The sequence below is a fragment of the Paraglaciecola sp. G1-13 genome (assembly GCF_055809255.1).
Window position 1 is genome coordinate 4,165,188 of sequence record NZ_CM147903.1, and the last position, 15,709, is coordinate 4,180,896.

Here is a 15,709-nt window from a genome sequence, read left to right on the forward strand (position 1 = left end):
CTTTTTGCTGGCGTCCTGTGCTTCGATTCATCCTCAATTGAGATGAGTTGATTACCGTGAACTCGGCATTGCCCGTGCAAAACTTAAAGGCGATAACATGAGTTTGTGGATCCCGTTTACCGTGATGGCTGCGTTCATGCAATCATGGCGAAATGCATTTCAAAAGCGCCTCAGTGCTGACGTAGACACGTTAGGTGTCACCCTTGCTCGCTTTATTCTTGCCGTCCCCATGGCTGCCCTCTACGCATATATCCTTTTCTCTATTGAGGATAGCGCCGTCCCACAAATGAATGCCAAGTTCTATCTCGCCATAGTACTAGCTGCTATATCGCAAATTTTTGCCACTGCGTTAATGGTCAAACTTTTCCGCTTACGAAATTATGCAATGGGTGTGGGGTTAGCCAAGAGCGAGGCCGTCATTGCTGCCATTTTAGGTGCGCTGCTTTTTGCTGCCCCTTTGTCAGCAATGGCTTGGTGTGGCGTGATAATAGGCGGCATTGCCGTATGGTTAATGAGTGTGCCTAAAGGCATGCGGGATATATCTTGGCCTACACTGCTTATCGGCTTAGCCAGCGGACTGTGCTTTGCGTTGACCACCTTATGGGTACGAGAAGCAAGCCTAATGACGCAGCTACCGTTTTTACAAAGCGCAGCATATGTCTTATTTTGGGTTTTGCTGATACAAACCCTCATTCTATTGCTTTGGCTACTCATTCGTAGCCCACAAACTTTGCGCGCCTTGTGCCTAAAGCCTAAATTAGTTTTTGTTATCAGTTTTTGTAGCTTTGTCGGCTCAATTGGCTGGTTCACCGCTATGAGTTTAGAAACCGTAGCCTTGGTTAAAACCCTAGGCCAGATTGAGATATTCTTTACCTTACTGATATCTGCGAAATGGTTTAAGGAGCGATTACAGCGCTCTGACAAGTGGGGCCTTGGGTTAATTCTGGTTGGTGCAGTGCTGGTCATACTCGCCTAACGAAAAAGCCGGTAGGGAATAAATTCCGAACCGGCTTTTATCAACATTAGCGAATGCTAAAACAGCATATTAGAATGCATAGTTATACTGGGCAGACACGATAAACGCATGCCCTTCACTATTGAATTCCCATTCACCACCAGCATCATCTTCTTCAGTGAAGGTCCGGTCTTGGCCGCGAATGATACTCACCCCCAAATCAATAGATGAGTTGTCATCAAGTAAATAGTTTGCGCCCGCACTTATCCATAGACGATTGGTGTCAGGAATAGAGATCGACAACAACTGAGAGTCAGTTGGGGTTTCATCGTAAGCAATACCAGCTCGTAACATCACTTTTGCGTTCAACCGGTAATCTGCACCAATGGCGTAACGGAAACTATTTGAAAAGTTCTCTTCCTTTTCAAAAACTGGCTCATCCTGGCTAGGGACATACGCCTCTAAACGCTCGAAGCTGCTCCAGTTTGTCCACAACACGCTGTAGTGCACACCCCATTTATCATCTAACTGGTGACTACCTGAAAACTCCGCGATTGCTGGCAGTTCTAAATCCACGCTGCCAGGTTGAACAGCACCTGATTGGCCATTGTCAAACACCCCAGGAATAAGTGGTAAGTCGTTGCTATAAGTCCCGTCAAAGGTAATGTCGACCTTACTGCGATAATGAAAACCAAAGCGCGAATTTTCATCAAAATCGTAGGCTACGCCTAGGTTATAGCCAAAACCGTAGTCATCGCCTTCCAAATCTAGTCCCGTCGTGCTCGACGGAATAACTAATCCTTGGGCAGATAGAGCATTACTTAAATCGCCTAAATGACGAGTAATAGTGGCATCGGCGTACACAACATTCAGCCCACCAGCAACAGTCAACTGTTCGTTTATCTTATATGACAAGCTTGTATTAAAATTAACCGTTAGGATTTCGGTCTTGCCCGCCAACTGGCCTGCGGCGTAATCTTCGGCGAAGTCAGTTGCTAAACCAAAGTTTGAGAACAAACCAAAGCCTAATGCAAACTTGTCATCAAGCGGCATGACATAATAAGTTGCAGGTACAAATGCCTCGGGAGCAATGCTGTCGTCATTCAATGCATCAGCGCTGGAATAAGCTGGCGCACTCTCGCCCGTCAAGCTCACATCTGGAACAATATAAGTACCCACTACCGATAACTGACTCTCGCTAAATTGCGACATTAAAGCTGGATTGCGCGCCACAACTGAAGCATTTTCGGCGATCGCTGCGTCACCCGCGAAAGCGCGCCCAAGTCCTGATGCGCTGTGCTCAGACAATTGAAAAGCCGCCGCCATGGTATTTAAAGATAAGGTGCTTAAACCCACCGCCAAAAGAATTTTATTTACGTTCATAGGATCTCATTACGAATCAACTCATCTCACTCTAGGTATTCGGTGAGAGAGGCAAAAAATTAGGATGCGGATGATATAGCGTTTGTTAAGAAAATGTCAGTATTAGTCGATAAAATACTTGTTCTTTGCGGTAAAATCGTACAAAAGCCATATACAGCATTTTAAAAAGCTTATTTATTAACGCAGAATGAGCATTTTACAAACATATTATTAACAACGCGTAGTGATGGCGCAGCATGCGCGGGTTTACCCTCATTGCTATCAAGCCAGCAGAGTTAGATGTTTTGGGTAAGCAAAAAGACGCCAACGCCCAGCGTAAACAAATAAGATCCCCAAAGAGAATGTTCTATCACGACCACCAAAGTAGACCGGGACTGCATATAGCGATAACCGAATAATGCTCCGCCAATACAAGACAGGCCCACTGCAATCCAGTTCCCGTACACGACGTGAGCCAGTGAAAAGCTCGCGGTACTGAGCGCCCATCGGGTGTTTTTTGACGGAATGATCCGTTTGTATCGATGAAAAAAGAAGGTTCTAAAAATGAGCTCTTGAGGGATCACTGAAACGATAGGGTAAATCGCTAACGTAATAAGCCAAAACTGCATGTCTTCTCTGGGTAACTTGAACAAAATGTGCGGCGCAAAATAATAGACAACACACGCCAAAAGGATGGCTGCAGGAATGAATACCTTTAACGTAGCCCCTAGATGTCGCCAAAAATCATCGGTGTGCCACAAGCGGAAGCGCTTGAAATTAACGTCCTTCCACAGTAAAAGTAAGCAATAACCGCCCATTAAAATGAGTAATGGCATTAACCAAGTATCGTAGTCAGAGACAAGAAACAGAATTAACAGTGGGGTACATAAAAACAAGACAGTCAGCTCAGACCAACGTAACAATTGCATATATAAGCTCCTAGATGGTTTATTATACAATTAGTGACGATTATTTGTTCATGAAAATGTCATATAAATAGGTTAACCATTGGTATAATTTATAACCTTTACACATGCACCCTATATAAAGACCCATGAGGGCAGCTCACTTTTTAGCGCTATATTTTTTGCGCTATTTTTCTGCATTGCCCCTTGTAAACATGAGCTTAACGACGCATATAATTAGGGTATTCAGAATTTTTAAATTACCGTTCCTTTTATTTTTGAACCTAGGGAGTTAGGCATGACAACGATCGATATTGGTATCAATGAAACAAACAGAATAAAAATTGCTGATGGACTAAAGGCTTTATTAGCAGATTCTTACACTCTGTATCTACAAACTCATAATTTTCACTGGAACGTCACAGGCCCTCAGTTTCGCGAGCTACATTTGATGTTCGAAGAGCAATACACAGAATTAGCAACAGCTGTCGATGATATCGCCGAGCGTATTCGTACACTGGATGTCGCAGCCCCTGGCACATATAAAGAATTTGCCAAGCTAAGCTCTATTAAAGAAGTGGATGGTGTACCTGAAGCATCAGAGATGATTGATTTACTCACTAAAGGTCATGAGCAAGTCGTGAGAACGTCTCGTGAAGTATTGAAACTGGCTCAAGATGCTGAAGACGAATCAACAGCTGCCCTAGTGTCTGATCGCATGCGAATTCATGAGAAAACATCTTGGATGTTACGCGCGACTCGTAAGTAATATTAGCAAAACGGAGTTGCATTTTTAGCACTCACGCATTTAATAAAAAGGGCTAGATTACTAGCCCTTTTTATTGTCAGCTTAATTGGTTAATTGACTAACGTTGTGCCTCCGTCTACGGGCAGTATTTGTCCCGTCATGAAGCCTCCCGCTTTGCTTGCTAACATCAAAGCGACACCAGCAATATCAGATGCTTCGCCCCAGCGACGCATAGGTATAGACTGGAGTTCTTCTTCAAACGCTTCTTTATCTTCACTCAGAAATTCGGTCATCTTTGAATAGAAACGACCAGGTGCGATGGCGTTTACTCGAATATGTTTATCAACTAACTCTTTGGCTAAAACCCGGGTTAGCTGATGAATTGCAGATTTAGAAACAGCATAGCTGTAATTATCAAGCCCGTTGCCTACAATCCCCGCGATAGAGCCGATATTAATCACGGCAGACGTATTGTCCTTGCTCGCATTCTTTTCAAGCAATGGCGTTAACGCTTGGGTTAAAAAGAATGGGCTTTTCACGTTTAAATCCATCACCTTGTCCCAGCCCTTTTCAGGGAATTGGCCAAATGGTGCCCCCCAAGCCGTGCCCGCATTGTTCACCAACACATCAATATGCTGCTCGCGGTCATTTAGCTGCTTGACCAAATCCATCACACCTTCGCTGGTTGCAACATCACCCACGAGTGCCACACAGTCGCCAAATTGTCTAAGCTCTTCGGCGGCATCTAAACACGCTTGTGCTTTACGCGCAGTAATATACACCCGTTTAGCACCTGCTTCTAAAAAGCCCTGCGCCATAAAAGCCCCTAAACCCCGTGAGCCACCGGTGACTACGCATACCTTGCCTTGCATTGAAAATAAATTATCTAACATCATTTTCTCCTGAACAGAAATCGACCATCGATGATTTAGACTAACAAGAAGCAGCTGGGCAGATTATTTTTTGAGGTGATAATTAAGTATAGGTTTAACGCGGTAGGCTCTGTGGCCAAAAGAACTGGCTCACAGAGTGCGAGCCAGTAAATAGAAATAATTAAGCTTTAGCGGCTTTTGATGACTTAGGTACCCCAGTCTCTGCCATTTTATTACGGCGCACAGCCCACACCATCAGCGCAATTCCACCTATGATCATAGGTGCTGATAATATTTGCCCCTGTGAAATTCCCAGAGAGAATGCCCCTTCGTACAAACCTATGTGCTGGTCCGGCTCTCGGAAGAACTCCACAAAAAACCGAAAGCTGCCGTACCCTAATAAGAATAAACCACTTACCGCGCCAATAGGCCGAGGCTTGCGGGAATAAAGCCATAGTATTAAGAACAAAACGACGCCTTCAAGAGCGAATTCGTACAATTGTGAAGGGTGGCGAGGTAAGGGCCCCGCTCCAGGGAAAATAACGCCCCAGGACACATCCGTAGTACGCCCCCATAGCTCGGCGTTTATGAAGTTACCGATACGCCCAGCCCCTAAACCAATGGGCACTAAGGGCGCGATAAAATCACCCACTTGTAAAAAAGTACATTTTGCTTTGCGCGAGAACCACCAAAGTGCAGCAATAACACCCAACAAGCCGCCATGGAAAGACATGCCCCCAGTCCAAATTTTAAATAAATATAAGGGATCAGAGAGGAATAACTCGAATTGATAAAAGAGTACGTAGCCAATTCGCCCTCCTAAAATAACGCCTAAAAAGCCCCAGAATAATAAATCGCTTAGTTGCTCTTTTGTCCAATTAGTGCGTGATAAACGCACGCCAGCCAACCAAAACGCAGCGGCAAATCCCACCAAATACATTAAGCCGTACCAGCGCAAGCTTAAGGGCCCAATGCTAAAGATGATTGGGTCTATTTGTGGAAATGTAAAATAACTACTTACCATGTTGAATTTTTATCCTAATAACATTCGTAGACTAACAATGACTAAAAAGCCGGCAAAAATTTTCTTTAAAAGTTTCGTGTCCAATGAGCGGCCTAATTTCGCCCCTATGTTGGCAGTAAACACTGACGTCAACACTATCCCAAAGGTGGCAGGCAAATAAATGAAGCCCACAGACCACTGGGGTAAATGTTCGTTATTCCAGCCTGCAACGATAAAACTGGCGGAACCGAACAACGCGATGACTAAGCCACTAAATGCAGCACAACCAATTGCTGCTCGCACATCAACCCGACACCACAATAACGCGGGCACCATGATAGCACCCCCACCGATTCCCATAACTGAGGAAATGCAACCAGTTATGACACCAATCAATAGCAACAGTTGTTTCGTCACGTCTCGTTTCGCATTTTTGTTGCCCAAGAACACCATTTGCACTGCAATAAGCAGCACCAAGGTGGCAAATAACGTTTTTAATGATTGTGCTGAAATGACGGTAGCAAACTGAGGGCCGATTATCGCTCCTACTGAAATACCCAAGCCTGTCCAAAGCAAATAGAACTGGCGCAAGTTACCTAACTTATAGTGTGCCCTTGATGAAGAAATAGCAGTTAACACGATAGTAGACAAGGACGTAGCGATCGCCATTGGCATGGCAACTTTTAACGGTAGGTGTACGTATTCGGTAAGCAGATACAGCAAAGAAGGCACGATAATGAGCCCTCCGCCTATGCCCAACAGCCCAGCGAATAAGCCAACGAACGCACCTAATAAGGTACATACCAAGAATATAAGTAATGCAGGATCCACTTTTATTACTCCCGCTAAATACCCGCGCGGATCAAGCCGCCAAGACCAATCGATTCAAGATAAAGGTTTACCCGTTCGCGCACGTCTTTCGGGTCGCTCATGGTTAACACTTCATTAAGTAATGTTTTCGCATCATTCAAATTAGCGCTGCGGGCAACCCATTTTATTTTGAGTAAGCTATGACTGTTCATACTTAGTTTTCGGTATCCCATCGCCATTAATAGGATTGTTCCGCCGGGCTCCCCGGCCAATTCACCACATAAAGTAATGGGTACGTTTAAGTCGTTGGCTTGCTGCGCAATATTGTACAGCGCAGCTAACACAGCCGGATGATAGCTATCATACAGCTCAGAAACCCGCGCGTTATTTCTATCGACTGCCAGCAAATACTGGGTTAAATCATTGCTGCCCACTGAAAAGAAGTCGACAATTTTTGCTAACTGAGGCAGTTGATAAATAACCGCCGGCACTTCAAGCATCACACCGATTTTAGGATGATACAGCGTACCATCTTGAACTTTCGCCTCTTCTTGCACTTCGAAAAAGGCCTGACTTATTAACCTCTTGGCTTCTAGCACTTCACTTACCGATGTGATCATAGGCAACATAATTTGCAAGTTTTGCAACCCGATGCTGGCGCGTAACATGGCGCGAATTTGCACCAAAAACACCTCTGGATGGTCAAGTGTTAAGCGGATACCTCGCCAGCCCAGAAAAGGGTTTTCCTCAGTCATAGGGAAATACGGCAAAGGCTTGTCACCGCCTACATCTAACGTACGCATGGTGAAAGGTTTGTCTGGCTCAGCGCTTAACATTGCTCTATAAAGTTCAACTTGCTCTTTTTCGGTAGGGAAACGCTGACGCATCATAAAGGGAATTTCAGTACGAAATAGCCCCACACCATCGGCGTAACTAGAGTAGGTATTTTCGATATCGGCCGACAGCCCTGCATTTACCAATAGGCTCAGCAAGCAATTATCTTTCGTTACGGCTGGCAGGTCGTCTTGTGCAAGAATTTTATCACTTAACAGCTTTTCTTCATGTATAAGCTGCTGGAATTCTCGTTCAATGGTCTGATTAGGCGAAACAATAATCCCGCCGGTGTAACCATCCAGTAAAATGTCTTTGTTATCGAGTAGGGATAGTGGAACACCTGTCACCCCCATAACCGCGGGAACACCCAATGCTCTAGCCATTATTGCTGCATGAGAGTTACTAGAGCCACGAATCGAAATCAGGCCGCAGAGCTTACCTTTAGGGAATTCAGCAAGCATGGTCGCCGTCAGCTCTTCTGCTACCAAAATACATTTTTCTGGCAGCTCTTCACGCGTTAAACGGCTGGTATCAAGATTAAGGAGATTTGCTAAAATGCGATTGGAAAGATCTTCTACATCCACTGCGCGTTCACGCATATAGGCATCGCTCATGCCTTGGAACTGAGTGATATAGTTTTCAACCACCATTTTTAAAGACGTTGCAGCATCCCATCCAAGTGTTATTTTCTGCTCTACTTCACGGCCTAAGCTGTTCGCATCCAGTAGATGGTGGTAAAGGGTGAAAATAGCTTGCACGTCATCGGGCACCTCACCTTGAATTCGCTGAGATAAGACCTCAACTTGCTCCCGAGTTTGCATAACCGCAGAGCGATAATTCTGTATTTGGGTTTCCCGATCGCCACCGCGTTTTGGTACGTGGTTACGTAGATTAACCAGTAAATTTTGTACCACGCCAACTCCGGCCGCTAAACCCGAAGAGCCCGGCACACCCTTGACACTTTTGATCTCATTTTGTTCAGGGTGGTCATCGCTCAAGCTAAATCGGCCACGGGCTTCAGCATTAACAATTTCAACGGCCAACTGCATTGCGAGTGTCACTAGGAACGCTTCTTCATCTTGGCTAAAAAGACGCTTTCGTTGCTGTTGTAGTGTCAGCACGCCCAATACTTTTCGTTGATGAATAATAGGCGCACCTAAAAAGGCGTGATATTGCTCTTCTTGTACTTCAGGATAATGTTTAAATCTGGGGTGGGTTTGCGCATTACTAATGTTGATTGGCTCTTCGCGCTGGCCAATTAAGCCGATCAGCCCTTCAGAAAACCCTATCGATACATTTCCAATAGCAGATTTCGCCAGGCCTTCTGTGGCTCGCAGCGTAAAGTGCTGCTTTTCGTAGTTGGCTAAATATATGCTGACAGAGTCGACCTTGATGGCCTCTTTAAGACTCTTTGCCACACCGCTAAGCGCATCATCTAGGACGGGAGTTTGATTGACCTCTTTAACGATGCGTTTTAGCTTGGTTAACATATTAACCCTTTAGTTTTTGCGTCTACGTTTACTTCTTTGGCCTTGGGCCGGTTTACTGCTCAGTGCCATTGCCGTAGGCGCAAACTCTTTCATTGCTCTGCGGTACACTTCACGTTTGAAAGACACCACATTACGTACTGGATACCAAAAACTAACCCAGCGCCAGTCATCAAATTCAGGATGACCAGATTGCAGCAAATCAACGTCTTGCTCTTTGCAGGTCAGTTGTAACAAAAACCATTTTTGCTTTTGCCCAATACAAACAGGAGCGCTGCCCTGACGGATCAAGCGCTTTGGTAATTTGTATCGCAACCAATTTTTGGTTACCGCTAAAATTTTTACGTGTTCTGGTTTTAGGCCAACTTCCTCATAAAGTTCGCGGTACATGGTTTGTTCAGCAGTTTCACCTTCATCGATTCCGCCTTGCGGAAACTGCCAAGAATGTTGACCATAGCGGCGGGCCCAAAAGACCTGACCTAAGCTATTGCAAATCACTATGCCAACGTTGGCGCGGAATCCTTCGGCATCAATCACTTAGACTCCCGAGAATTCAATTCTTTTATTGATTGGCATTCTTCCATAAACTACTGACTATGCATAGAATAATCACAACAATTTACTGGCTCTTAGCCCTAAGCTACATAACAAGTACGCTAACAACGACCTATTCGTGGAGCTTCCTACATAAAGCGGCCCCGATATTACTGCTAGGCGTCATCGCGGGAAAACAAACAGATTTGCCAGCAAGATGGTGGTTAATAGCGGGCATATTGTCCAGCGCCGCGGGCGATATGCTACTTGCCTTGCCTCTCAAGCACAGTTTCATACTGGGCCTTAGTGCATTTGCCTTAGCACACATTTTATACTCGATATTCTTGTTTCGTTGGCGAAACCTTGACCGTCTAAATTTACTCACCGTCAGTTTATTTTCGGCGTATTTAGTGGCCATGCTATTTCTGCTGCTACCTGCAGTCGGCTCGCTTCAACTGCCGGTAATAGGCTATTTTGTTGCCATAAGTGTAATGTTTATCAGTGCGCTTGCAGCGAATACGCAGGGATATGCATTACGCTTAGGCGCATTGTTGTTTGTGGTATCTGATAGTTTATTGGCCATTAATGCCTTTATCACGCCGTTACCTTTGCAAAGCGTACTTGTCATGAGTACCTATTACGCGGCGCAATTTTTTATCGTGAAGGGCTGCATTCAATTCGTAAAAGTGCCAAGGGGGAACGAGTTTGTCTAATAATCCATCACAAATTAAAGCCCCACCAAACAGTATTGACGAATTGCTTGAACGCGCTGGATCACTGGCAGGGCTGACCTTAGGCGAGTTAGCACAAAGCAAGAAGATTCGTGTTCCCAACGATTTTAAGCGTGAAAAAGGCTGGAGTGGTCAGCTACTTGAGCTGGCTCTAGGCGCTGAAGCGGGCTCAAAAGCGCAGCAAGATTTTGCCAATATCGGCGTTGAACTCAAAACTATCCCCATTGACGTAAACGGGTATCCTCTTGAAACGACTTATGTTTGTTATGCGCATTTAGTTGATGTGGCTGGTATTCACTGGGCCACCAGTAGCGTGCGCAATAAGCTAAATAAAGTCTTGTGGGTTCCCATAGATGGCAGGCGCGACATCCCCCCAAGCGAGCGCGTTATAGGCACACCATTTTTATGGTCCCTACAAGGTCAACAAGAAGCGTATTTGCGCCAAGATTGGGAGGAAATAATGGATATGATTGCTATGGGGGATATTGAAAAGGTAACCGCGCGCTATGGTGAATATATGCAGTTACGCCCTAAAGCTGCGAACGGCAGCGTCTTAACCGATGCTATAGGGAAAAATGGCCAAATCATTCAAACCCGCCCTAGAGGATTCTATTTAAGAAAAGAATTCACCCGTAAAATTTTACATGACTACTTCTCGTGACAATCCCCTAAATGTAAAGCGTTCAGGTACGAAAAAGGCGTCCAAAGACGCCTTTATAACTCGTAATCCGTGCTACTGAGGGGTTCTGAGTACCATCAAACGTATTTCAGTCATGTCGTCCATGGCATAGGTAATACCTTCACGTCCTAGCCCTGACTCCTTCACGCCGCCATAGGGCATGTTATCCACACGCCAGCTTGGCACATCCCCAATCACCACGCCGCCAACATCTAACTCATCCCACGCTTTGTGCGCCTTGTAGATGTCACGTGTGAAAATACCGGCTTGTAAACCAAATTGGCTGTTGTTCACTTCTTTTAATGCTTCATCAAAATCACTGAACGAACTAATGATAGATACAGGACCAAATGCTTCCTCTGAATTAACCGTTGCATCGTGCGCCACGCCTTCGAGCAAAGTAGCTTGCAACATAGCACCATCGCGTTTACCGCCGGCCAATACGGTCGCGCCACTTTTCACCGCTTCTTGGATCCAATCATCTAAACGCTCAGCTTCAGATTCAGAAATCATAGGCCCGATGAAGGTATCTTCATCAAGGGGATCGCCGTGAACCAAATTAGCCACTTTTTCCGTATAGCGCTGCTTAAACTCGCTATACAGTTTTTCATGCACCAATATACGTTGCACGCTGATACAGCTTTGCCCTGACTGATAATAGGCACCAAAAATAATGCGTTCGATGGCATCGTCAAGGTCTGTGTCTTCATCGACCACGCAAGCAGCATTACCGCCTAGTTCCAAAATGACGGGCTTTTTACCGGCTTTGGCTTTTAGCTCCCACCCCACTTGAGGTGAACCGGTAAAGCTAAGCAATTTAAAGCGCTCGTCGGTGGTAAATAAGTCAGCGCCGTCACGGCTGCACGGTAGTATCGAAAACGCCCCTTCTGGTAAATCCGTTTCCGCTAAAATTTCACCTATGATAATGGCCCCAAGAGGTGTACGGCTCGCTGGTTTCATCACAAAGGCACACCCTACTGCTAGCGCAGGGGCTATTTTATGCGCCGCTAAATTCAACGGAAAATTAAACGGCGAGATAAACGAGCATGGCCCAATCGGCACATGCTTATACTGGCCTTGGTAACCTTTCGCTCGAGGGGTGATTTCTAGATTAAGCACTTCACCTTTCATGCGCACTGATTCTTCGGCGGCAATTCTAAAGGTATCGATTAACCGAGTCACTTCACCGCGGGCATCTTTAATTGGCTTACCCGCTTCAATACACAAGGCATGCGCCAGTTCATCAAAGCGCTCTTCAAAGCGTTTAACGCAGTGATTTAAAATAGCCTGACGCTCATAAGGTGCCATTTTGTTTAGCAGGGGCTGAGCTTTCTCGGCGGCATCTATTGCTTTATCAATCACCTCGGCATCAGCCAATGCAGCATACGTGGCTACCTCGCCCGTGTACTTATTGGTGATTTTCAGATCGCGATTGGCATACACCGCTTTGCTCGCAAGATAATAGGGATATTCTTTCGCTAACATTCTGTATTCCTTATAGTTGTTGACTACGTTCACGGAGAGTTTCGTTCAACGTTTGGTCATTAAGGCTATAATCAACGGGCACATCAATGACATGCACGCCAGGCTCAGATAAACATGATTTCACCAGCGGTAATATTTGATCCGCCGCTTCTACTCTCCAGCCTTTCGCACCGTAGCTTTCTGCATATTTCACAAAATCAGGGTTGCCATAATCCAAACCGTAGTTAGCAAACTGCATGTTGGCTTGCTTCCACTTGATCATGCCATAAGCGTCATCTCTTAGAATGATGACGACTATGTGCAAATTCAACCTTACGGCCGTTTCTAACTCTTGGCTGTTCATCATAAATCCGCCGTCACCACACACTGTCAGCACAGGTTTATCAGGATGAACCATTTTCGCTGCCATCGCTGAGGGCAGCCCTGCGCCCATTGTGGCCAATGCGTTATCAAGCAGTAAGGTGTTGGTCAGTGCCGCGGGGTAGTTGCGCGCAAACCAGATTTTGTACACGCCGTTATCCAGAGTGACGATGCCATCACGTGGCATGGCTTCGCGGATGTCTTTAACAAACCGTTCAGGTAAAACAGGGAAACGATCGTCATTTTCGCTTTCCGCTTTATGATCGAGATACGCCTGATGCACTTTTTTGAAGAAACTAAACTCCCAATTACTTTGCTGCTGAATTTGCTCTTTTATTTGCCAGATACTGTTAGCAATATCACCCACTACTTCTAACTGCGGGAAATACACAGGGTCAACCGCAGCGGGCTCAAAGTTAATATGAATCACCTCACGGCCACCGTGCTGCATAAAAAACGGCGGTTTTTCAACGACATCGTGGCCAACGTTGATGATTAAGTCTGAACTATCGATCACTCGGTGTACAAAATCGCCAGAAGAAAGCGCTGTGTTACCCATAAACAATTCATGTGATTCATCTAATACGCCTTTACCCATTTGGGTAGTGACATAAGGAATACCGGTTTTTTCAACGAATTCTTTGAGCATTTTGGAGGTGAGTTTGCGGTTTGCTGCCGCGCCAATAAGCAATAATGGAGAGCGTGCGCCCTCTATCATTTCAATTGCCTTATTAATCGCTTTGTATTCAGCGATGGGGCGGCGAGAAATGCTAGGTTTAAGTAACTGAGCTTGGGTGGTTTCTGCCGCAATATCTTCTGGTAATTCGATATGCGTTGCACCAGGGCGTTCTTCATGAGCAAGACGAAATGCTTCACGCACCACAGATGGAATGCGATCACCACTGACCACCTGTGTGGTGTACTTAGTAATCGAACGCATCATGTCCACAACATCAATGACCTGAAAGCGCCCCTGCTTGCTGGTTTTCACCGGTTTTTGGCCAGTGATCATCAACATGGGCATTGCACCTAATTGAGCGTATGCACCGGGAGTCACCAAGTTAGTTGCGCCGGGGCCAAGTGTCGATAAACACACACCCACTTTTCCGGTTAATCGACCATAGGTGGCCGCCATAAAACCTGCACCTTGCTCATGGCGGGTTAAGATTAATTTGATGTCTGAGTCTCGTAACGATTCAAGCAAATCTAAGTTTTCTTCACCTGGGATACCAAAAATATACTCAACACCTTCTGCCTCTAGGGCTTTAACAAATAAATCTGACGCTTTCATTTCATCTCCGCTTTGCTATTGAACGCACTCAGTACGTAGGTAATCATCTTAATCAATCACATCTTGCTAGTGCACGTGACACACACGAACGCCTTTAAAACACCTAGCATGACAGTGTTCAAAAAAGATTAAAGTTCTAAAAACCGATTACTTAAATCGATTAATTATTAGCGCACCATGCCGTTAATTCTGCTTTCACATTAGGCTCAACTGATAACAGGTGACGCTCGAGTAAAATATTCAGCGCATCGCGCATGCTTTTATCGTCTTCACCGCGTAGCACGCCCCAAGGATTGCTGCTCCCCTGATGTGCGTCATACGCATTTATTGCACCCAAGGCACCCCATATGACCTTGCATGCTGCAAGTTTATTGCGCTTGGATGGTAATCCTATGTCCTTCGCGCTCATTGTGTCGTGAATAAGTTGCGGCATTGTCACTTTTTTGGCTGCATCATCCTGACGTGCAGGTGAGTCTTTTCGTATTGCATTCTCATTCGTTGCGGTCAAACACAGCGCTCCTAGCGACAATTGCACGTGCATACTATGTGGTTTAGCTAACACAGAACGTAATCTAGTTAGCACGTTAGCAGTTTTATTGAATTCGGCCAGTTTACAATTAACCTGTCCGTGATAAGGGGCCTTATGCTGAGTCAGAAAATCGCTGGTGTGCAAATGCATAGCATCAAGCATCAAATCTGCTTCTTGGTATTGCACAGATAAAGTATCAAGCTTGCCCTGCAATGTTTGAACGACTGATGATGCCAATAAGCCAGCAGAGCCACTGTCAGCAATTGTCGCCTGTGACTCAAACGCGTGCTGGTATATAGCTAAAATCTCCTGTACTAGAATGATTCCTGCGCGCATGTTACGCCAGTCATTCACGCGTTGGCTTTGATAAAACGCAGCTTCTCCTTGCTGCCATACCTCAAGTGCTTGCTCAAGCATTGATACCCCATGTTGGATGGGGGAGTATTCTAATGAAGTACTAAAATAAGGCGCTGGCGTATAAGTTGGCTCTGCAAGGTTGTCTGCTAGGCGATAGCCTCTAGCCGCTTTAGAGTGCAGGCCTACACGTAAGGGGGTTATATCAACAAGCTGCTGGGCCAGTTCAAAAAGCTCACTGGGTTCGCCTCCTTTAAGCTCGAGCTCGATTTCACAGATATCGACAGTCCTGTCATTCGCTGAAATAGCCCCTTGGTCAAACACTAATTCCACTTGTGTGCCGCTACCAAGCGTAATGAGATACGTGTGGCGCATAAAATCCGTTGAGAACATCAAGTAAAGGTCTTCTTCCAAGACTCTCAGATCAATAGATTGTGGCCAAATATCCTCATCAAACAAGGCTAATTGCAGAACAGGACTGGGCAACGAGACATTATATTCAGGGCGTTGATGCATACCCGCGATGACACGCCCTTTGGTTTTCACCGTTTGCTCATACTCGCCGTTATGCCCCCGAATCCGAAGACCGATATCATGCTTGCGCAAAGTGCGCTGCGGGGTTTCGAAGTAGTCATTACGCAGTTGCTTCTGAGCTAAAACCGTGTAATTTAGTTGGCTTTGCGTCAACCAAGATGAAATATCTTGCTGTGCGCTTGGTGTTGCAAGCAACTTTAATTCAATTTCTAGGTCCATAGTGACTGTCATTTAAT

14 protein-coding genes are annotated in these 15,709 nt (G+C 45.5%); 4 read left to right on the plus strand and 10 right to left on the minus strand.

What is annotated here, in order from left to right; translation table 11 throughout:
• Positions 1–97 precede the first annotated feature (97 nt).
• The gene (locus AC0L6N_RS17575) at positions 98–976 is read left to right on the plus strand and encodes an EamA family transporter (RefSeq protein WP_473476401.1); all 879 of its coding nucleotides are present in this window, start codon (positions 98–100) and stop codon (positions 974–976) included.
• 69 nt (positions 977–1,045) lie between these two features.
• On the opposite strand, the gene AC0L6N_RS17580 is transcribed toward AC0L6N_RS17575, so the two are convergent.
• Positions 1,046–2,338: an outer membrane protein transport protein gene (locus tag AC0L6N_RS17580; RefSeq protein WP_473476404.1), complete on the minus strand. Its 1,293-nt coding sequence runs from the start codon at positions 2,336–2,338 to the stop codon at positions 1,046–1,048.
• A gap of 275 nt (positions 2,339–2,613) precedes the next feature.
• A complete protein-coding gene (locus AC0L6N_RS17585) occupies positions 2,614–3,246 on the minus strand; it encodes a CPBP family intramembrane glutamic endopeptidase (protein WP_473476407.1) in 633 nt (210 codons plus the stop codon).
• Positions 3,247–3,520: 274 nt separating this feature from the next.
• Here AC0L6N_RS17585 and AC0L6N_RS17590 point away from each other — a divergent pair, with 274 nt between their 5' ends.
• Entirely contained in the window at positions 3,521–3,991 is a 471-nt protein-coding gene (locus AC0L6N_RS17590) for a Dps family protein (protein WP_006994717.1), read from the plus strand.
• Positions 3,992–4,080: 89 nt separating this feature from the next.
• Here AC0L6N_RS17590 and AC0L6N_RS17595 read toward each other — a convergent pair whose 3' ends face one another.
• The 5 genes from AC0L6N_RS17595 to rppH all read right to left on the minus strand — a co-directional run bounded on the left by AC0L6N_RS17595 (position 4,081) and on the right by rppH (position 9,513).
• Complete coding sequence (locus AC0L6N_RS17595; protein ID WP_011576551.1) at positions 4,081–4,863, minus strand: RhlG family 3-oxoacyl-ACP reductase; 783 nt, start codon at positions 4,861–4,863, stop codon at positions 4,081–4,083.
• Between the two features lie 160 nt (positions 4,864–5,023).
• A complete protein-coding gene (gene lgt / locus AC0L6N_RS17600; protein WP_011576552.1) occupies positions 5,024–5,866 on the minus strand; it encodes a prolipoprotein diacylglyceryl transferase in 843 nt (280 codons plus the stop codon).
• Between the two features lie 9 nt (positions 5,867–5,875).
• Positions 5,876–6,676: a sulfite exporter TauE/SafE family protein gene (locus AC0L6N_RS17605; protein ID WP_011576553.1), complete on the minus strand. Its 801-nt coding sequence runs from the start codon at positions 6,674–6,676 to the stop codon at positions 5,876–5,878.
• Between the two features lie 14 nt (positions 6,677–6,690).
• Positions 6,691–8,979 carry a phosphoenolpyruvate--protein phosphotransferase gene (gene ptsP / locus AC0L6N_RS17610; RefSeq protein WP_473476411.1) on the minus strand — a complete coding sequence of 763 codons (2,289 nt, stop codon included), beginning with the start codon at positions 8,977–8,979 and terminating at the stop codon, positions 6,691–6,693.
• 9 nt (positions 8,980–8,988) lie between these two features.
• Positions 8,989–9,513 (minus strand): RNA pyrophosphohydrolase, encoded by a 525-nt coding sequence (rppH, locus tag AC0L6N_RS17615; RefSeq protein WP_006994712.1) that lies wholly within the window; start codon positions 9,511–9,513, stop codon positions 8,989–8,991.
• Positions 9,514–9,572: 59 nt separating this feature from the next.
• Between rppH and AC0L6N_RS17620 the strand changes: the two genes are divergently transcribed.
• Together AC0L6N_RS17620 and mutH are read left to right on the plus strand one after the other, a co-directional pair.
• The gene (locus AC0L6N_RS17620; RefSeq protein WP_473476414.1) at positions 9,573–10,223 is read left to right on the plus strand and encodes a lysoplasmalogenase; all 651 of its coding nucleotides are present in this window, start codon (positions 9,573–9,575) and stop codon (positions 10,221–10,223) included.
• Entirely contained in the window at positions 10,216–10,902 is a 687-nt protein-coding gene (mutH, locus tag AC0L6N_RS17625) for a DNA mismatch repair endonuclease MutH (protein ID WP_473476416.1), read from the plus strand. The genes AC0L6N_RS17620 and mutH overlap by 8 nt, the downstream gene beginning before the upstream one ends.
• 72 nt (positions 10,903–10,974) lie before the next feature.
• Here mutH and AC0L6N_RS17630 read toward each other — a convergent pair whose 3' ends face one another.
• From AC0L6N_RS17630 to AC0L6N_RS17640, 3 genes are all read right to left on the minus strand, one after another.
• Positions 10,975–12,405 carry an aldehyde dehydrogenase family protein gene (locus tag AC0L6N_RS17630; RefSeq protein ID WP_473476419.1) on the minus strand — a complete coding sequence of 477 codons (1,431 nt, stop codon included), beginning with the start codon at positions 12,403–12,405 and terminating at the stop codon, positions 10,975–10,977.
• A 10-nt stretch (positions 12,406–12,415) separates the two neighbouring features.
• Positions 12,416–14,056: an acetolactate synthase large subunit gene (locus AC0L6N_RS17635; protein ID WP_011576558.1), complete on the minus strand. Its 1,641-nt coding sequence runs from the start codon at positions 14,054–14,056 to the stop codon at positions 12,416–12,418.
• Positions 14,057–14,216: 160 nt separating this feature from the next.
• On the minus strand, positions 14,217–15,692 hold the full coding sequence (locus AC0L6N_RS17640) for a CYTH domain-containing protein (protein WP_473476422.1): 1,476 nt from the start codon (positions 15,690–15,692) through the stop codon (positions 14,217–14,219).
• Positions 15,693–15,709 lie beyond the last annotated feature (17 nt).